Source organism: Massilia aurea, assembly GCF_014200505.1.
GTDB lineage: Bacteria > Pseudomonadota > Gammaproteobacteria > Burkholderiales > Burkholderiaceae_D > Telluria > Telluria aurea_B.
In genome coordinates, this window is the sequence record NZ_JACHBX010000001.1 from 1,104,353 (window position 1) to 1,123,178 (window position 18,826).

General features: G+C 63.3%; 14 protein-coding genes and 1 tRNA gene. 11 read left to right on the forward strand and 4 right to left on the reverse strand.

The features are described from left to right. Positions 1 to 19: 19 nt before the first annotated feature. Both HD842_RS04925 and HD842_RS04930 read left to right on the forward strand, forming a co-directional pair. The gene (locus HD842_RS04925) at positions 20 to 427 is read left to right on the forward strand and encodes a hypothetical protein (RefSeq protein WP_183551696.1); all 408 of its coding nucleotides are present in this window, start codon (positions 20 to 22) and stop codon (positions 425 to 427) included. Between the two features lie 16 nt (positions 428 to 443). Then, positions 444 to 653 (forward strand): hypothetical protein, encoded by a 210-nt coding sequence (locus HD842_RS04930; protein WP_183551699.1) that lies wholly within the window; start codon positions 444 to 446, stop codon positions 651 to 653. A 58-nt stretch (positions 654 to 711) separates the two neighbouring features. Here the strand turns inward: HD842_RS04930 and paoC (HD842_RS04935) are convergent, their stop codons facing one another. The 4 genes from paoC (HD842_RS04935) to paoA all read right to left on the reverse strand — a co-directional run bounded on the left by paoC (HD842_RS04935) (position 712) and on the right by paoA (position 6,870). Then, the gene (gene paoC, locus HD842_RS04935) at positions 712 to 2,913 is read right to left on the reverse strand and encodes an aldehyde oxidoreductase molybdenum-binding subunit PaoC (RefSeq protein WP_183551702.1); all 2,202 of its coding nucleotides are present in this window, start codon (positions 2,911 to 2,913) and stop codon (positions 712 to 714) included. A 148-nt stretch (positions 2,914 to 3,061) separates the two neighbouring features. Continuing rightward, entirely contained in the window at positions 3,062 to 5,269 is a 2,208-nt protein-coding gene (gene paoC, locus HD842_RS04940) for an aldehyde oxidoreductase molybdenum-binding subunit PaoC (protein ID WP_183551704.1), read from the reverse strand. Positions 5,270 to 5,272: 3 nt separating this feature from the next. After that, positions 5,273 to 6,226, reverse strand: coding sequence for an FAD binding domain-containing protein (locus HD842_RS04945; RefSeq protein WP_183551707.1), 954 nt, complete (start codon positions 6,224 to 6,226; stop codon positions 5,273 to 5,275). Continuing rightward, the gene (paoA, locus tag HD842_RS04950; RefSeq protein WP_183551712.1) at positions 6,223 to 6,870 is read right to left on the reverse strand and encodes an aldehyde dehydrogenase iron-sulfur subunit PaoA; all 648 of its coding nucleotides are present in this window, start codon (positions 6,868 to 6,870) and stop codon (positions 6,223 to 6,225) included. Before paoA ends, HD842_RS04945 begins: the two co-directional genes overlap by 4 nt. 247 nt (positions 6,871 to 7,117) lie before the next feature. On the opposite strand from paoA, the gene HD842_RS04955 reads away from it, so the two are divergent. The 9 genes from HD842_RS04955 to HD842_RS04995 all read left to right on the forward strand — a co-directional run bounded on the left by HD842_RS04955 (position 7,118) and on the right by HD842_RS04995 (position 18,592). After that, positions 7,118 to 7,202, forward strand: a tRNA-Leu gene (locus HD842_RS04955). 195 nt (positions 7,203 to 7,397) lie between these two features. Next, positions 7,398 to 8,189, forward strand: a complete 792-nt coding sequence (locus HD842_RS04960) for a hypothetical protein (RefSeq protein ID WP_183553612.1) — start codon at positions 7,398 to 7,400, stop codon at positions 8,187 to 8,189. A 30-nt stretch (positions 8,190 to 8,219) separates the two neighbouring features. After that, on the forward strand, positions 8,220 to 10,484 hold the full coding sequence (locus tag HD842_RS04965; protein ID WP_183551715.1) for a penicillin acylase family protein: 2,265 nt from the start codon (positions 8,220 to 8,222) through the stop codon (positions 10,482 to 10,484). Positions 10,485 to 10,575: 91 nt separating this feature from the next. Continuing rightward, positions 10,576 to 11,127 carry a thymidine kinase gene (locus HD842_RS04970; RefSeq protein ID WP_183551718.1) on the forward strand — a complete coding sequence of 184 codons (552 nt, stop codon included), beginning with the start codon at positions 10,576 to 10,578 and terminating at the stop codon, positions 11,125 to 11,127. Positions 11,128 to 11,131: 4 nt separating this feature from the next. Beyond that, positions 11,132 to 11,722 carry a hypothetical protein gene (locus HD842_RS04975; RefSeq protein ID WP_229424596.1) on the forward strand — a complete coding sequence of 197 codons (591 nt, stop codon included), beginning with the start codon at positions 11,132 to 11,134 and terminating at the stop codon, positions 11,720 to 11,722. A gap of 181 nt (positions 11,723 to 11,903) precedes the next feature. Then, on the forward strand, positions 11,904 to 14,255 hold the full coding sequence (locus tag HD842_RS04980) for a carboxy terminal-processing peptidase (protein ID WP_183551720.1): 2,352 nt from the start codon (positions 11,904 to 11,906) through the stop codon (positions 14,253 to 14,255). A gap of 358 nt (positions 14,256 to 14,613) precedes the next feature. Next, positions 14,614 to 15,357, forward strand: coding sequence for a PEP-CTERM sorting domain-containing protein (locus HD842_RS04985; RefSeq protein WP_183551723.1), 744 nt, complete (start codon positions 14,614 to 14,616; stop codon positions 15,355 to 15,357). Between the two features lie 265 nt (positions 15,358 to 15,622). After that, positions 15,623 to 17,326: a GspE/PulE family protein gene (locus HD842_RS04990; protein WP_183551726.1), complete on the forward strand. Its 1,704-nt coding sequence runs from the start codon at positions 15,623 to 15,625 to the stop codon at positions 17,324 to 17,326. An 18-nt stretch (positions 17,327 to 17,344) separates the two neighbouring features. Beyond that, a complete protein-coding gene (locus HD842_RS04995; RefSeq protein WP_183551729.1) occupies positions 17,345 to 18,592 on the forward strand; it encodes a type II secretion system F family protein in 1,248 nt (415 codons plus the stop codon). Positions 18,593 to 18,826: the final 234 nt, after the last annotated feature.

An 18,826-nucleotide genomic window follows, 5' to 3' on the forward strand; every position in this document is an offset into this window, starting at 1 on the left:
CGATTGATGAGGAGCAGGTATGGCAGCAGGTTGGTGGACAGTATTAAGAACCGTTCCCTGGAGCGACGTAATCAGCGCAGCGCCGCAGGTGGCAAATGGCGCGCGGCGGCTGTGGGACACGGTCAACCGCAACCGGCAGGGCATGCCCGATGAGCCGATGGGCGTGGCGCCCGGGATGGCGGGGCAAGAAGAAGACGTGTTCGATATCCTGATCCGCAGCGTCGAGCGCAATGATGCCGAGATCACCGATCTGCGCAACCAGATGCGTTCGGCCTCCGAGATCATCGCCAACCTGGCCGACCAGAATGCGCAGCTCATTGCCAAGATGGATGCCCAGCGCCAGAAGATGACGTGGATGGGCGCGACTGCAGCGCTGTCCGGTCTGCTGTCGGTCGTGGCGCTCGTGCTGGTGGCCGTGCGCACCTAATCAACCAAAGGCCGTCATGAAAGTCGTCCTGATTTGCGCGACGTTGTTCATCTTCTTCTCGATGCTGATGAACAGCGCACGCAAGCGTGGCAAGCTCGGCGATAACGCCAACCGCGCCGTGACCGGCCTGGCCACGTCGATGCGCATCTTTGTCTACGGCCTGCTGGCCTGCGTCGTGATCCTCTGCTGCGCCATGGCCTGGCACATGCTCGGCCAGCAAGCCTGATCCGGGTGACGACGCCGACGCTGACGCCGGTCCCGGCTGCAGCGTCGGCCCCAGAGCACTACACCGGCAGCGGCATCTTCTCCAGCAGCTTGTCGAGTGTGACCGGATACTCGCGCACCCGTACGCCAGTGGCGTTGTAGACCGCATTGGCAATCGCGGCCGCCACGCCGCACAGCCCCAGTTCACCCACACCCTTGGCCTTCATCGGCGACGAATACTCGTCTTCTTCATCGAGGAAGATGACGTCCTGATGTGGGATGTCGGCATGCACGGGCACCTCATAGGTCGCCATGTCGTGATTGGCAAAGAACCCCAGGCGCTTGTCGACCACCATGTGCTCCATCAGCGCGCCGCCCACACCCATCGTCATCGAGCCAATGACCTGGCTGCGCGCCGACTTGGGATTCAAAATACGGCCGGCCGCGCAGACGGCCAGCATGCGCCGCACGCGCGTCTCGCCCGTGACCGAATCGACTGCGACTTCGACGAAATGCGCGCCGAAGGTCGAGAGCTGGTTCTTTTTCGCCAGCTCGCCAAATTCGATGACGTCCTCGGCCACCAGCTCACCGCTCTCAGCCGCCTTGGCCAGCGGTTGGCTGACGCCGCCAGCACGCACGACGCCGTCGGCAAACACCGGTTCCGTCATGTTCATTTTGGCCGCGATCTGTTCGCGCAACTTGACGCAGGCAGCGTACACGCCGGCCGTCGCACTGTTGGCGCCGAACTGGCCACCCGAGCCGGCCGACACGGGAAAGTCCGAGTCGCCCAGCTTCACCTTCACGCGATCGAGCGGCAGGCCCAGCATCTCGGCGGCCGTCTGCGCAATGATCGTGTAGCTGCCGGTACCGATGTCGGTCATGTCCGTTTCGACGGTCAGGATGCCATCCGTACCCAGGCGCACGCGGGCGGCCGACTTGACCACGGGACTGTTGCGAAAGGCCGCCGCGACGCCGTGCCCGATCAGCCACTGGCCTTCACGGACTTGGGCCGGTTTGGCGTTGCGCGCCTTCCAGCCGAAGCGTTCGGCCCCGGTGCGCAGGCATTCGACCAGGCGCCGTTCGGAGAACGGTCGGTTCGGCTTTTCCGGATCGACCTTCGTGTCGTTCAGGATGCGCAGCTGCACCGGGTCCATCCCGAGCTTCTCGGCCAGTTCATCCATCGCGATTTCCAGCGCCATCATGCCCGGCGCCTCGCCCGGTGCGCGCATTGAATTGCCCTCTGGCAGATCCAGCACGGCCACGCGGGTCGCCGTCATCCGGTGCGCGCCCGCGTACAGCAGGCGCGTTTGCTGCGTGGCGACCTCGGGCCGGCCGCCCGGCAGGTTGCCGTTCCACGTTTCATGGCCGATGGCCTGGATGCGGCCATCGCGGCCCACGCCAATGCGCAGGCGCTGGATGGTCTTGGGCCGGTGCGTCGTGTTGTTGAAGATCTGGTGGCGCTGGAGGGCCACCTTGACCGGACGGCCGGCAGCGCGGGCACCCAGCGCGGCCAGCACGGCGTCGGTGCGCAGGAACAGCTTGCCGCCGAAGCCGCCGCCGATGTAGGGCGCGACGACGCGTACCTTGTCCTTGCCGATGTTCAGCGTCCTGGCCAGATCGGTGCGGCACCAGTCGACCATCTGGGTCGACGTCCAGACCGTGAGCTTGTCGCCGCCCCAGCGCGCGGTGGTTGCATGCGGTTCCATCATCGCGTGCGCCTGGTCGGGTGTCGTGTAGGTGGCGTCGAGCTTGACGGGGGCGCCGTCGAATGCGTGCTCGAAGTCGCCGACGCGGGTATCGGGCGGCGCGTTGCGTTCGCCTTTGGGCGGGGTAGCGCTGTCCTTCACGCTGGCCAGGTCGAAGCTGCCCTTGGCCTCGCGGTAGCTGACCTTGACAAGATGGGCGGCGGCGCGCGCCTGCTCGAACGTCTCGGCCACCACGAGGGCAACGGCCTGGTGGTAGTGCATGACCTCGGGTCCGGCCAGGAGCCGGGCCGTATTCTTCTGGCCCTTGCCCAGTGCGCCGGCGTTGGCGGCGGTGACGACGGCCAGCACACCGGGCGCGCGGCGGGCTGCTGCATCGTCAATACTCACGATCGTGCCCTTGGCGATTGTGGCGCCGACCATCACGCCGTGGGCGGCGTCCGGTACGGCGGCGTGGTGTTCATAGGCATACGGTGCCTGGCCGGTGCACTTGAGAGGGCCATCGACACGGTCGTACGGCTTGCCGACGTGGCGCAGCGTGTCGATGGGATTGGTAGTAGCGGGGGTGTTGAATTTCATGGGCTCGGCCTTTGTTCGCCTCCGCATGGCGCGGGGGAGGGGTTCGGTGCACCGGAAAAAAGAGGGGGCGCCTCATGGCCACGACGGGGCCACGAGGGCAAGGTGGCGAACGGCATCATGCCGCCGCCACTGGCACTTCAGAACAACATCAAACCGACAGCGGCATCTTTTCGATCAGCTTGTCGAGCGTGATCGGATACTCGCGTACACGTACGCCGGTCGCATTGTAGATTGCGTTGGCAACTGCCGCAGCAACACCGCACAGACCCAGCTCGCCGATACCCTTGGCCTTCATGGGCGACGCGATTTCATCTTCTTCCTTCAAGAAGATGACTTCCTGGTGCGGCACGTCGGCGTGCACCGGCACCTCGTAGGTTGCCATGTCGTGGTTCGCGAAGAAGCCCAGGCGCTTGTCGACCACCAGGTGCTCCATCAGCGCGCCGCCGATACCCATCGTCATGCCGCCGATGACCTGGCTGCGTGCCTGCATCGGGTTCAGGATACGGCCTGCTGCGCACACGGCCAGCATGCGGCGCACGCGCGTTTCGCCCGTGACCGAATCGACCGCGACTTCGACGAAGTGCGCGCCGAACGTCGACAGCTGGTTTTTCTTGTCCAGGCCGCCGGAGAATTCGATCGTGTCTTCGCCAACCAGCTCACCACCTGCTGCCGCCTTGGCCAGTGGCTGGCTGTTGCCACCCACGCGCACGGTGCCATCGACGAATTCAGCGTCGGCTTCCTTCACGCCCAGCTTGGCGGCAATCTGCTCGCGCAGCTTGACGCAGGCTGCGTACACGCCTGATGTCGAACTGTTCGCGCCCCACTGGCCACCCGAACCGGCCGATGCCGGGAAGTCCGAGTCGCCCAGGCGCACATCGATGCGATCGAGCGGCACGCCCAGCATTTCAGCCGTGGTCTGCGCGATGATTGTGTAGCTGCCGGTACCGATATCGGTCATGTCGGTTTCCACCGTCACGCGGCCATCCGTGCCCAGCTTGACGCGGGCGCCCGATTTCATCACCGGGCTGTTACGGAAGGCGGATGCCACGCCATGACCGATCAGCCAGCGACCTTCACGGACCTGGCCTGGCTTGGCATTGCGCTTGGCCCAACCGAACTTGTCGGCGCCCATGCGCATGCACTCGATGTAGCGGCGCTCCGAGAACTTGCGGATCGGCTTTTCCGGATCGACCTTGGTGTCGTTCAGGATGCGGAACTGGACCGGGTCCATGTTCAGCTTTTCGGCCATCTCGTCCATCGCGATTTCGAGCGCCATCATGCCCGGCGCTTCGCCCGGTGCGCGCATCGCGTTGCCTTCCGGCAGATCGAGCTCGGCCACGCGGGTGGTGGTCATGCGATCGGCACCCGCGTACAGCAGGCGCGTTTGCCCGGTTGCCGTTTCGGCGCTGCCTTTTGGCAGGTTGCCGTTCCAGGTTTCGTGGCCGATGGCCATGATGCGGCCGTCACGGCCGGCGCCGATGCGGATGCGCTGAATGGTCGCTGGACGGTGCGTCGTGTTGTTGAAGATCAGGTGGCGGTGCAGCGAGACCTTGACCGGCCGCTTGGCCGCGCGCGCGCCCAGTGCTGCCAGCAGTGCATCGGCGCGCAGGAACAGCTTCGAGCCGAAGCCGCCGCCAACGTATGGCGAGACCACGCGCACTTTTTCTTTCGGGATGGCCAGCGTCTTGGCCAGGTCGCTGCGGCACCAGGCGATCATCTGGTTCGACGTGTAGACCGTGACCTTGTCGCCTTCCCAGAAGGCGGTCGAGGCATGCGGCTCCATCATCGCGTGTGACTGGTCCGGCGTGTGGTAGGTGGCGTCGAGCTTGACGGGCGAGGTCTCGAAACCGCGCGCGAAGTTGCCCGTCTTGGTATCCGGCGGATCCTGTTCACCGGTCGGTTTGACGGCGTTGCCTTTTTCGGCCTCGAGGTCGAAGCGGCCCTTCTGGGCCGTGTAGTTGACCTTGACCAGGTGCGCAGCAGCGCGCGCCTGTTCGAACGTCTCTGCCACCACCAGCGCGACCGCCTGGTGGTAGTGCTGGATGTTCGGGCCGGCCAGCAGGTGGGCGGTGTTCATGTCGCCCTTGCCCAGTTTGCCGGCGTTCTCGGCCGTGACGACGGCCAATACGCCCGGTGCGCGGCGCGCAGCCTCGATATCGATCGATGCGATGCGGCCCTTGGCGATGCCGGCGCCGACAACGAAGCCTTGGGCGGCGTTCGGTACTTCCTTGTGGTGCTCGTACGCGTACGGCGCGGTACCGGTGGTCTTGAATTTGCCGTCGATGCGGTTGGTCGGCTGACCGACATAGCGCATGCGGTCAATCGGATTGGTGGTCGCTGGAGTCAGGAATTTCATGGCTTAGGCTTTCTTTGCGTCTTGCATTGCTGCGGCCAAAATACGGTGTACCAAAGGAACCTTGAAGGCATTCTCTTCGGTGGTCTTGGCGCCGGCCATCAGGCGGTCGGCCACGGCCTTGGCGCCCGCGCCCATCTGCTGCTCGGCGGCTTCGACGCGCCATGGCTTGTGGGCCACGCCGCCAACGGCCACGCGGCCGCTGCCATCTGGCAGGATGACGGTAGCAACCGACACCAGCGCGAACGCATACGATGCGCGGTCACGTACTTTCTTGTACGCGTGCACGCCGCCCAGCGGTTTTGGCAGGGTGACGTAAGTGATCAGTTCACCTGGTTCGAGTACCGTTTCGATGTGCGGGGTGTTGCCCGGCAGGCGATGGAAGTCGGCGATCGGAATCGTGCGCTTGCTGCCATCGGCGCGCACCGTCTCGACTTCAGCGTCCAGCAGGCGCATGGCCACGGCCATGTCGCTCGGATGCGTGGCGATGCAGGCGTCGCTCGTACCGACAACGGCCAGGTTGCGCGTGAAGCCGCCGATGGCGGCGCAACCGCTGCCCGGCTGGCGCTTGTTGCACTTTTGCGCGGTGTCGTAGAAGTACGAGCAGCGGGTACGCTGCAGCAGGTTGCCCGACGTCGTTGCCTTGTTGCGCAACTGGGTCGAGGCGCCCGACAGCAGGGCGCGCGACAGCACGGCGTAATCCTTGCGCACGCGCGGATCGGATGCCAGATCGGTGTTGCGCACGAAGGCGCCGATGCGCAGGCCGCCGTTGGCGGTGGGTTCGATCTTGTCGAAGCCCAGTTTATTGACGTCGACCAGGGCGCCCGGGGTTTCGATCTCGAGCTTCATCAGGTCGAGCAGGTTGGTGCCGCCGGCGATGAAACGTGCGCCTGGCGTGCGGGCGACGGTCTGCGCGGCCTGTGCAGGCGTGGTGGCGCGTTGGTAAGTAAAGACCTTCATGCTTTGACCCCTCCGACTTCCTTGATGGCGTCGATGATGTTGGAGTAGGCGCCGCATCGGCAGATATTGCCGCTCATGCGCTCACGGATTTCTTCCACGGTCATCTGTGGCTTGGCGTTGAGGTCGGCCGTAACGTGGCTCGGCATGCCGGCGCGAATTTCTTCGATCACCGACACGCTGGCACAGATCTGGCCCGGGGTACAGTACCCGCACTGGTAGCCATCGTGCTTGACGAAGGCAGCCTGCATCGGGTGCAGCTTGTCCGGCGTGCCGAGTCCTTCGATCGTCGTGATCTTGGCACCGTCGTGCATGATCGCCAGCGACAGGCACGAGTTGATGCGGCGGCCATCCATGATGATGGTGCAGGCGCCGCACTGGCCCTGGTCGCAACCTTTTTTCGAGCCGGTCAGGTGCAGGTGCTCACGCAGCGCGTCGAGCAGCGTCGTGCGCGTGTCGAGTTCGAGCGTGACATCCTTGCCGTTGACGTTGAAGGAGACGCCGACCTTGACCGGCTCCGGGTTGGCGGCCGGGGCGTTGGCGGCCGTCTGCGCGTTTGCGCCCGGCATTGCAACGGCTGAGGCCGATACTGCGCCGGCGATCAATACATCGCGCCGGGACAGCTTGATTTCCCTGAATTGTTCCATGTTTGGAAGTTCCTTCTATACAGTACGTTGTTCACCGTAGCGTTGGCGTCGATACGATGGCGCCGCCCAGGCGAAAAGAAATGACAAGATAATGAATTGATTTTATGTCAGCTCGCGTGAAGGCCGCGCTCCCTTGAAACCTGAAGCATTTTGGTCTGATAGCCATGTTGAGAGTGGGTGTTTATATTCAGCGGCGCAGCTCAGCCACTAACACCCGTGTTGCTCCACGTAGTACAATCCGGGCGGCGCGGGCATGGCGAAATTGGTAGACGCATCAGACTTAAAATCTGCCGCCGTGAGGCGTGCCGGTTCGATTCCGGCTGCCCGCACCACGAATTATCCTGGCGCTCCACGCCGATCATGGCGCGACAGCGCCGATGCACTCGCTCCGATGTGCGACTGTCCATACGTTCCGTCATGGCAAGTGCAGGTCAGCGGCCTCGGCCGGATGGTGTAGCATGCCATTCGGCACCTCAATGCCGCCGCCGCACCACGACACTCCCCAGCACGACATGCAAGGACCCGAATTGAATATCACGATCAACGACGAATTGCGCTCTTTCGTCGATCCACTCAGCCCGATCGAACAAGCCGCGCTCGAGCGCAGCCTGCTTGCCGAAGGTTGCCGCGATGCATTGGTACTCTGGCGCGATACGCTGATCGACGGCCACAACCGCTACGAGCTGTGCCAAAAGCATGGCATACCGTTCCGCACCGTCCACAACAACACGTTCGAGTCGATCGAGGACGTCATGCTGTGGATGATCGATAACCACCTGGCGCGCCGCAGCGTCTCGGACTTCCAGCGCGGCGTGCTGGCGCTGAAGAAAAAAGAGATCGTCTCGGCCCGCGTGGCCGAACGTCCTGCCGATGAGGCAGGCGATGCCGACGCCGCGCCCGATGCCGGATCGCCGCCATGGAACACGCGCGAAGACGTCGCGCGTGCGGCGCGCGTGTCGAGCAATACGATCAGCCAGATCGAACGCATCCAGAAAGCGGCCACGCCCGAGCTGCGCGAAGCCGTGCGCACCGGCACCATCTCGATCAATGCCGCCGCCAACGTGGCGCAGTTGCCCGAGTCGGCGCAATTGGCCGCCGTGGCCGGTGGGCGCAAGGAATTGCAGCAGGCCGCGCGCCAGGTGCGCGAACAGAAAAGTGCGGCCCGCCCGCGCAAAGAGAAAGAGGTGGTCGATCCGGCCGACGAGCTGGCCACGCTGCGCAGCGAACGCGCAGCGATGAAAGACCGCCTGGCCACGCTGCTGACCGAAAACGAACGCCTCAAGCAACGCCTCGTCAACGCCGGTCTCGGCGCCGACTGAACCTCCCACGTCCTCAAGGAGCCAGCCCCCATGCCCACGTCACGTTCGTTCACGCCGGCATTGCTCGGCTTGCTCCTGATCGGCGCCGCCGCGCCATCGGTCGCTGTTGCGCCCAAGAAGACACCGATCGCGGCCACCAGCGCGCAAGCTGCGCCGAGCGCGACCACGGTCGCGCGCTGGAAAGCAACGGCCGAGCGCGTGACGATCATGCGCGACAAATGGGGCATTCCGCACGTCTTCGGCCGCACCGATGCCGACACCGTGTTCGGCACGCTGTACGCGCAGGCCGAGGACGACTTCAACCGCATCGAGCTCAATTACATCAATGCGATGGGGCGCCTGGCCGAAGTCGAGGGCGAGGCCGAGATCTGGCGCGACCTGCGCATGAAGCTGTACGTTCAGCCGGCCGCCATGCAGGCGCAATATGCCGCGAGTCCTGCCTGGCTGCAGAACCTGATGAAGGCGTTTGCGGATGGTCTGAACTATTACCTGTACACGCACCCCGAGGTCAAGCCGAAGCTCCTGACCCACTTCGAGCCGTGGATGGCGCTCACGTTCAGCGAAGGCAGCATCGGCGGCGACATCGAATCCATTGAGCTGGCTGACCTGGCCGCGTTCTATGGCAAGCGCCCGGCAGTGGCGCAACTGGGTGCGAAACTGGATGCGCAGCGCCATGACCCGCGTGGCTTCGCCCCCGAACCGCGCGGCTCGAACGGCTTTGCCATCGCGCCGAAACTGAGCGCCAATGGCCACGCGCTGCTGATGATCAACCCGCACACGTCGTTCTACTTCCGTCCCGAAGTGCACATGGTCAGCGAAGAGGGCCTGAATGCCTATGGCGCCGTGACCTGGGGCCAGTTCTTCATCTATCAGGGTTTTAATGACAAGCTGGGCTGGATGCACACGTCCGGTGGCGGTGACGTCATCGACGAATACCTGGAAACGGTCGTCGACCGCAATGGCGAGTACTTCTATAAATACGGCAAGCACGAGGCGCCGATGCGCAAGGTCGCGATCGCGCTCCCGTACAAGATGCCCGATGGGACGATGGCCAGCCGCAGTGTCACCGCCTACTTCACGCACCACGGCCCGGTCGTGCGCGCCGAGGGCGGCAAGTGGGTGTCGGTCAAGCTGATGGACGACCCGCTCAACGCGCTGACCCAGTCGTACACCCGCACCAAGGCGCGCGACTACAGCGCCTTTTACAAGGCCATGGAGCTGCGCACCAATTCGTCCAACAACACGGTGTACGCCGATGCGAAGGGCAATATCGCTTACTTCCACGGGAACTTCATCCCGAAACGCGACCCGCGCGTGGACTGGACCCGCCCGGTAGACGGCAGCAATCCCGCCAACGAATGGCAGCGCCTGCACGAGATCGACGAGACCATCACGCTGTTCAACCCGGCCAGCGGCTACATCTTCAACACCAACAACTGGCCCTGCACGGCGGCCGGCCCAAGTAGCCCCAAATGCGCGAGCTACCCGTCGTACATGTGGTCGCTGCCCGAGAATGCGCGTGGCCGCAATGCCGCGCGTGTGTTCAAGGATGCCAAGGGGCTCGACATCGACGGCCTGATCGCGGCTTCGTACGACACGCGCCTGCAGGCGTTCGAACCGCTGGTGCCGGCGGTCATTGCCGACTACGACGCCTTGCCGCCGGAAGACCCGCGCAAAGCGGCGCTTGCCGAGCAGATCGACGCACTGCGCAGCTGGAACATGCGCTACGCCATCGACTCGATCCCCACGTCGCTGGCCGTCTACTGGGGCCAGGACCTGGTGGCGCAGCACGGCGCGCGCGCCAAGCTCGAGACGATCCCGCCGGTCGACTACATCGCACAGCGCTTGAGCCCGGCGGACCGGCTCGACGGCTTGATGCGCGCGTCGGACAAACTGACGGCCGACTTCGGCGACTGGCGCACGCCATGGGGCGAGATCAACCGCTTCCAGCGCCTGTCAGGCGCGGTCGACCAGCAATACGATGACAGCAAGCCGAGTATTCCGGTGCCGTTCACATCGGCCAACTGGGGTTCGCTGGCATCGTTCGGCATGACGGCCAAACAAACGACGAAGCGCATCTATGGCGACCGCGGCAACAGCTTTGTCGCTGCCGTGGAGTTCGGCCCGAAGGTGCGCGCCAAGAGCATTCTGGCGGGCGGCCAGAGCAGCGATCCGCGTTCGCCGCACTTCAATGATCAGGCTGCCATGTATGCGCGCGGCGAGTTCAAGGACGTGCTGTTCTACAAGGAAGATATCGAGCGCCATCTCGAGCGGAAATACCATCCGGGCAAGTGAAAAGCCGATGGCGATGGCGCTGGCGATCCAGGTTGCCGGCACGCTATAATCGCAGCCTTCGTCGCATCGGATAGACAGGCAGGACAGGGCAGTGGCCAAACTTTATTTCAGGTACTCGGCGATGAACGCCGGCAAATCGACGGCCCTGTTGCAGGTCGCGCACAACTACGAAGAGCAGGGCCAGCAGGTCAAGCTCTACACGGCAGCAATCGACAACCGCTACGGCGTCGGCGTGATCACGTCGCGCCTGGGCGCGCAGCGGCCAGCCGAAGTCTTTCACGCAGATACGAACTTTCTCGACCAGGTCGAGAACGTGGCGTGCCTGCTGGTGGACGAGTCGCAATTCTTGACGGCGGCCCAGGTCAGCCAGTTGCACCAGCTGGCCCAGCTGCGCGGCGTGCCCGTGATCTGCTACGGCCTGCGCAGCGACTTTCGCGGCGAGCCGTTCCCCGGCTCGGCCTACCTGCTGGCGCTGGCCGACGATATCGAGGAAATCAAGAACATCTGCACCTGCGGCAAGAAGGCGACGATGAATATCCGCGTCGACGAGCAGGGCCGCCGTATCCGCGAAGGCGAGCAGGTCAGTATCGGCGGCAACGAAAGCTACCGCCAGGCGTGCGGGCGCTGCTTCTACGCACGCTGACACGATGCTCGCCGGCTGCAGCGCCTGGCTTCCCGCCGCCGCCTGCGCCATGGCAGCCGCGTCGCTCGACATCCTGATCTACCTGATTCCGTCGGCCGCGCTGGCGTTCCTGCTGTGGATCGCCTCGGCCGCGCACCCCGTCTTTTTCGTGTTCACCGCTGCCGGCACGCTGTGCCACGAACTGGCGCATTTCTCGGTGGGCCTTCTCACCAATGCCGAACCCGTCGGGATGAGCGTGCTGCCGCGCCGCATCAAGCGGGCCAAGGGTAGCAAGGCGGGCGGGCACAACTGGGAACTGGGTTCCGTGACGTTTGCCAATCTGCGCTGGTACAACGCAGCGCCGGCTGCGCTGGCGCCGCTCCTGGTGCTGTTCGTGCCGCTGGGTGTGGCCTGGTGGCGCACGCGTCATGGGCTGGCCTTCGAACCGGTCGACCTCGCGCTGATGGTGTTTCTCGCGCCGCAGTTCCTGTCATTCTGGCCGTCGCCGGTCGACTGGAAGCTTGCTGCCCGCTCGTGGCCGTGGGCGCCGCTGCTGATCCTGCTCGCCGTGCTCTGGGTTTACGGCGACGCGTTATTGACGCTTGTCAAAGGGTAAATACATGTGTGTGAGCAGGCTTACGGCAACCTTAATTGTCAGCATTTGCGGCGCCGCAAGCGGGTCAGGCCGGCGCTAACACGCTGATCTACCTGTAGAATGAACCGAAAAGCGCGGTATGGCAGGTTTGCCTTGCGCCATGCCGCAACCGCAACAGGAATCCCGTTCGGAGAATCGCAGAATGAAGAAGCACGTGCTCCTCGCCGCCATGGCGTTTGCCATGTCCGCCCATGTGGTGACCGCGCAGCCCGAGAAATCCGCTGCCGTCGCAACGCCACCGGCTCCGGCCAAGCCCGCCGATTCGGCGAAGTCTGCTGCCAAGCCCGCCGGCAAATCCGCCACCCCGGCCATCGCCACCGACATGAAGCCGATCGCCGCCCAGACCCAGGCCGCACTGTGGGCCTCGCGCGTGCTGGGCCGCTATCACTACAGCCCGGTCCCGCTCGACGACGCGATGTCGGCCAAGATCTTCGATAAATACTTCGAAGGCCTCGACAGCGAAAAGCTGTACTTCGTCCAGGCTGACCTCGACAGCTTCGGCGCCCTGCGCACGAAGATGGACGACGCCATCAATAACGAAGATCTGAACGCGCCGTTTTCGATCTACAACATGTACCAGAAGCGCTTCGGCGAACGCATGGCGTACGCGCGTAGTCTGCTCAAAGGTAACTTCGACTTCTCGACCGAAGAAACGATGCAGCTCGACCGCGAAAAAGCAGCGTGGGCCAAGAGCGAAGACGAAATCCACGATCTGTGGCGCAAGCGCGTCAAGAACGACTGGCTGCGCCTGAAGCTCGCCGGCAAGGACGATAAATCGATCCGCGAAACGCTCGACAAGCGCTACGAGAACTACGTCAACCGCATCGGCAAGCTGAACAACGAAGACGTGTTCCAGATGTTCATGAACGCGTATGCCACCGCCATCGAGCCGCACACCAACTACCTGGGGCCGCGCTCGGCCGACAACTTCGATATCGCGATGCGTCTGTCGCTCGAAGGCATCGGTTGCGTGCTGCAGTCGCGCGACGACTACACGATCATCCGCGAAGTCGTGCCCGGTAGCCCGGCGGAAAAGTCCGGAAAGCTCAAGGTGGGCGACCGCATCGTTGGCGTCGCACAGGGCAATGCACCGTTCACCGACGTGCTCGGCTGGCGCCTGGACGACGTGGTCGCGCTGGTGCGTGGCGAGAAGGGCACCACGGTCCGCCTGGACGTGATTCCGGGCGACGGCGGCGTCGATGCCAAGCACGTGAGTGTCTCGATGGTCCGTAACAAGATCAGCATGGAAGAGCAGGCCGCCAAGAAGTCGATCATCAAGGTCAAGGAAAACGGCGTCGAGCGCCGCATCGGCGTGATCGCGCTGCCGACCTTCTATCAAGACTTCGAAGGCCGTCGCAAGGGCGAAAAAGACTTCCGCAGCGCCACGCGCGACGTCGAGCGCATCCTGGTCGAGCTCAAGAAAGACAAGGTCGACAATGTCCTGATCGACTTGCGCAACAACGGCGGCGGTTCGCTGACCGAGGCCGTCGAACTGACGGGCCTCTTCATCGACAAGGGCCCGGTTGTCATGCAGCGCACGGCGGAAGGCCGCGTCGAAGTCGAAAGCGACGTCAAGGCCGGTCTGGCGTGGGATGGCCCGATGGGCGTGCTGATCAACCGTGGTTCGGCTTCGGCGTCCGAGATTTTTGCGGCAGCGATCCAGGATTACGGCCGCGGCATCGTCATTGGCGAGCCGAGCTTCGGCAAGGGCACGGTCCAGACGCTGATCGACCTCGACCGCTTCGCACCAGGTGAGAAAGCCCGCTACGGCGAGCTGAAGATGACGATCGCCCAGTTCTTCCGCATCAATGGCGGCACCACGCAGCTGCGCGGTGTGACGCCGGACATCAAGCTGCCGGTCATGACCGACCTCGACAGCTTTGGCGAATCGTCGTACGACAATGCGCTGCCATGGGTGGCGATCAAGCCGGCCAACTACATGCCGGCAGGCGACCTGAAGGAACTGGTGGCGCCGCTGCAGCAACGTCATGAAGCGCGTATCGCCAAGGACAAGGACTTCCAGTTCCTGCAGGAGGACATCGCTGAAGTGCTCAAGCTGCGCAAGGAAAACGTGATTTCGCTGAACGAGACCATCCGCCGCAAGGAGCGTGATACGCAGGATGCCCGTTCGAAGCTGCGTGAAGCCCGTCTGGGTGGCACGTCGGCGACGCCGGACGAACCTGCCAGCGGTCCGGGCAGCAAGGAAAAGCGCGCCGAAGCGCCGGATCCGACCAAAGCCAAGAAATCGGTCGTCGCCGTGCGCGGTACGCCGCGTCAGGATGACGGCCTGCAGGCCGACGAGCGCAATCTGCAGTCCGAGCTGGCAGCAGAGAAGGCAGCCAAGGATGCCAAGGATGTGATGCTGCAAGAGGCGGCCAACATCCTCGCCGATGAGGTGGGCATGCTCAAGACAGACACACGCATGGCATCGCGCGTGATGCCCTACATGGTCGTCGCACCAGCGGGCAGTGCCGTCAGCGCCAACGTCAAGTAAGCGTTGAACTTCTGGCGCGACGCTGTCCGCCATGCAAATAAAGGCTGCACCTTTCCGGGTGCAGCCTTTTTTCTTTCACACCGGCGGCCTGATACCGAGTGGTGACAAAATAATACGAGAATTGTCAAAAAATTATCTAGGTTGCTTTGCGGATGCACGTCATTTGTTTTTTGTTTTTTCACATGAATTCAAGGTTTCATGCTTAAGTAAAATCTTAATTGGGATGAATCAACCGTTTACGGGCGATAGGTAGTACGCACGATTTGATTGGAACTAAGAGTTCCCTTTCTGAAACGCATGCTAGGATGGCTTCGTGCTTGTAAAAAGAATAATCTTTAATTTCCTAGGAGTTACTTTCATGTCAATTCGCCACCTCGTTGTTGCATCGCTTCTGATCTCCGCAGGCGCAGCCCAGGCTGATGTCGTGTCGTCGGCTTCGCAACCTGCATTCCAAACCGGCTGGACCTCGGGTAATGGGTCCAGTGTCATTGGCTCCGGCGTGTTCGGTAGCGGCGTCAGCCTCGTCGGTGGCATTGCACACAATGCCAACAAGGACCTGACATCCGCTCTGGTCGGCAGTGCCAGCGCCAGCCTGTCGCAGTCGGAGGCCCAGAAGCTGTTTGTACAGCAAGGCATCGACGCCAGCTACGTGCTGAGCGCCGGTAACGGTTTGTTGGCAGCACGCTTCGGTAACTCGGCAGCAGTCATCAACGATGGCGACGGCGTCAAGATCGTGCAAGGGCAAACCGGCCAGAGCGGCAGCGGCGCAACGTCGCCAGCGGCTGGTGGCGCTATTGGCGGCGGCGCGGCAGTTGGTGGTGGCAGCGGCGCTGGCACCGGTTCGGCTGGCGGCGGCAGCGCGCCAGTTGCCGGTGGCAGCGGTAGTGTTGACGTGAGCCTGCCGCCTGTGACGGGCGACACGGGTGGCGGCAATGCGACCCAGCCATCGACGGATGCGGGCGCAGCAGCACCAGTCGCCGCTGACCCGAGCCTGATCCTGCCAAACGACATCAACGAAGTGCCTGAGCCAGGCACGATTGGTCTGATGCTGGCTGGTCTGGCTGGCGTGGGCATGATGGGTCGCCGTCGCAAGGCCAAGTAAGTCTCTTGACATGGGATGCAGGGCAGCCTTACTCGCTGCTCGATCGATATGGCGCCAGCCTGGTCTGGCGCCATCTGCATTTTGGCGCTGGGGAACGGTGCCGGGTTTGTCAGCCTGGAATGCTGCAAACCCACGTTTTGATAAGATTTTGTCATTGTTTGGCAGCAGGCGTGAGGCCAAAAGCCGACACATTTTAATTCCTTGAGTCAATTTTTATTCTTTCTGGCATAGAATCTACGCTGCAAGAATTTGACCAAGGAACGGTATGGCACGGCCAGAGAAAGTGCGTCTCGGCGAAGTATTGATGCAACAAAAGCTGTTGAGTGAAGAACAACTCCAGCAAGCCCTCGCGGATCAGAAGCGCACTGGCCGCAAGCTCGGGCGTGTTTTCGTTGAAAGCGGCTTTGTCACCGAGGATCAGATTTCCGGCGCACTGGCGCGCCAGCTCGACATCCCGTACATCAACCTCAAGTTCTACAACATCAATGCCGACCTGGTGCGGCTGTTGCCCGAGACGGCTGCACGCCGTTTTCGCGCCCTCGTACTGGAAGACCGCGGCGACGCCATGCTGGTGGGCGTGTCGGATCCGACCGACCTGTTTGCTTACGACGAAATCGCACGCCTGATCAAGAAGGGCGTCGAGCTGGCCGTGGTCAACGAGACCGAGGTGCTGGGCGCGATCGACCGTATCTACCGCCGCACTGGCGAGATCACGGGCCTGGCGCGCGAGGTCGAGGCCGACCTGGGCGACGTGTCCATCGACTTCGGCGCGCTGGCGGCCAACCCGGGGCTCGAAGAAGCCCCGATCGTCAAGCTGCTGCAATCGGTGTTCGACGATGCCGCCCAGGTGCGCGCATCGGACATTCACATCGAGCCGCAGGACGGGCGCCTGCAGATTCGTTTTCGCATCGATGGTGTGCTTCACCTGCAGACCGAGGCCGACCTGAAAGTGGCCACGCCGCTGGCGCTGCGCCTCAAGCTGATGGCCGACCTGGACATCTCCGAAAAACGCCTGCCGCAGGATGGCCGCTTTGCTGTCAAGGTGCGCAACCAGCGCATCGACGTGCGTATCTCGACGATGCCGACGCAGTATGGCGAATCGGTCGTCATGCGTCTGCTGAACCAGGGCGGGACCAATCTGCGTCTGGACGCCATCGGCATGCCGGCGCGCCTGGTGGAGCGCTTCCGCGCGATTGTCGCGCGCCCGAACGGGCTGGTGCTGGTGACCGGGCCGACCGGCAGCGGCAAAACCACGACGCTGTATAGCGCGCTGGCCGAACTCAATTCAGTCGAGAAGAAGCTGATCACGGTCGAGGACCCGGTCGAGTACCGGCTGTCGGGCATCAACCAGGTCCAGGTCAACGACAAGATCGAACTGTCCTTTGCGCGCGTGCTGCGCTCGGCACTGCGGCAAGACCCGGACATCGTGCTGGTGGGCGAGATGCGCGACCAGGAAACGGCGCAGATCGGTCTGCGCGCCGCAATGACGGGTCACCTGGTGCTCTCGACGCTGCACACGAACGACGCCGCCAGCACGCCGCTGCGCCTGATGGACATGGGCGTGCCGCGCTACATGGTCGGCGGCTCGCTGCAGGCCGTGCTGGCCCAGCGCCTGGTGCGCGTGATCTGCGAGAGCTGCACGGTCGACTACCAGCCGGCCGCGAACGAGGTCGAGTGGCTGCGCTCCGAACTGAAGGAACTCGCTGCGAGCACGCGCTTCTTCCACGGCAAGGGCTGCTCGCACTGCAACGGCACCGGCTACCGGGGCCGCACCGGCGTCTACGAATTGCTGGAAATGACACGCGCCGTGACCGAGGCCGTCAACCATCCGGACCCGGGCCACTTCCTGAAAGTGGCGCAGGCCGAGATGCGCGGCGACACGCTGCGCCGCCATGCGGTGAGCCTTGCCGTACAGGGACGCTCGACGATCTCGGAAGCAATGCGGGTCAGTAACCAGTTCGACGACTGAGCCAGGGACCAATAAACGATGCCATTCTTCGCCTACAAAGGTCGCGACGGACGCGGCGAGCTGCTGCAGGGCGTGCTCGAAGGCGCCGATAGCGGCGCCGTCGCCGACCAGCTGTTCGGCAGCGGCGTGACGCCCCTCGAGATCAGCGTGACCAAGCGCCGCGCGACCAGCGGCAGCGCTGGCAGCAGCAGCGTGGGCTGGCGCGAGCGCTTGTTCGAGAAAAAGGTGACGTCGATGGACGTGCAGCTGTTCAGCCGCCAGATCTATACGCTGCTGAAATCAGGCGTGCCGATCATGCGCGGACTGGCCGGGCTGCAGGAATCCGCCATCAGCACGTCGTTCGCGCGCATCATCAAGGACCTGCGCGAGTCGCTCGACGCCGGGCGCGAGCTGTCGATCGCAATGGGCCGCTACCCGGCCGTGTTCACGCCGTTCTACCTGTCGATGGTCAAGGTGGGCGAAATGACGGGGCGCCTGGAAGAAGTGTTCCTGCGCCTGTTCGACCACCTCGAGTTCGATCGCGACATGCGCGAGCGCGTCAAGACGGCGCTGCGCTATCCGACCTTCGTTGTCATCGCGATGGTGCTGGCGATGGTGGTCGTGAATATTTTTGTGATTCCCAAGTTTGCCTCGGTGTTCCAGTCGTTTGGCGCCGAATTACCACTGATGACGCGTGTGCTGCTGACGACTTCGCAGTTCACCATCGCCTGGTGGCCGGCACTGGCTGGCGTGACTGTCGCGTCCATTGTCGGCTTCAAGGCCTGGAACCGCACGGTGAATGGCCGGCTGGTCTGGGACCGCGTCAAGCTGCGCCTGCCAGTTGCCGGCAAGATCATCCATAAAGGGACGATGGCACGCTTTGCACGGAGCTTCGCGCTGTCGCTGCGCAGTGGCGTGCCGATCGTGCAAGCGCTGACGGTCGTATCGCAGACAGCGGACAACGCCTATCTCAGTTCGCGCATTGACCAGATGCGCGATGGCGTCGAGCGCGGGGAGAGCATCCTGCGCACGTCGAGCGCTGCCAACGTGTTCACGCCGATCGTCCTGCAGATGATCGCAGTGGGCGAGGAAACCGGTTCGATCGATGACCTGATGGATGAAATCGCCCTGATGTACGAGCGCGAAGTCGATTACGAGCTCAAGACACTCTCGAGCCAGATCGAGCCGATCCTGATTACATTTCTGGGCGTGATGGTGCTGATTCTGGCGCTGGGCATTTTCCTGCCGATCTGGGATCTGGGACAGGCGGCATTGCATCCGAAATAACGCGGGGTCGCAGCCGAGTGTTGCGTAATGGCACCAAAATAAGGCTTGCCGGACGGAAAAGTCGCATTAGCTCAAAATACTTTGTGGAAAGTTCTTCCTGGATATCGAAATTTCCTAGGGTCAATGTAGAATTCTTTATGCGCTCTCTGCCGTCAGGCCTGGATGAGGGCGAAGATATCAGGAGGATTGGTCCACGGCGTGCCTTGGTGCACCGGTCCTCGATCAACCAGTCGG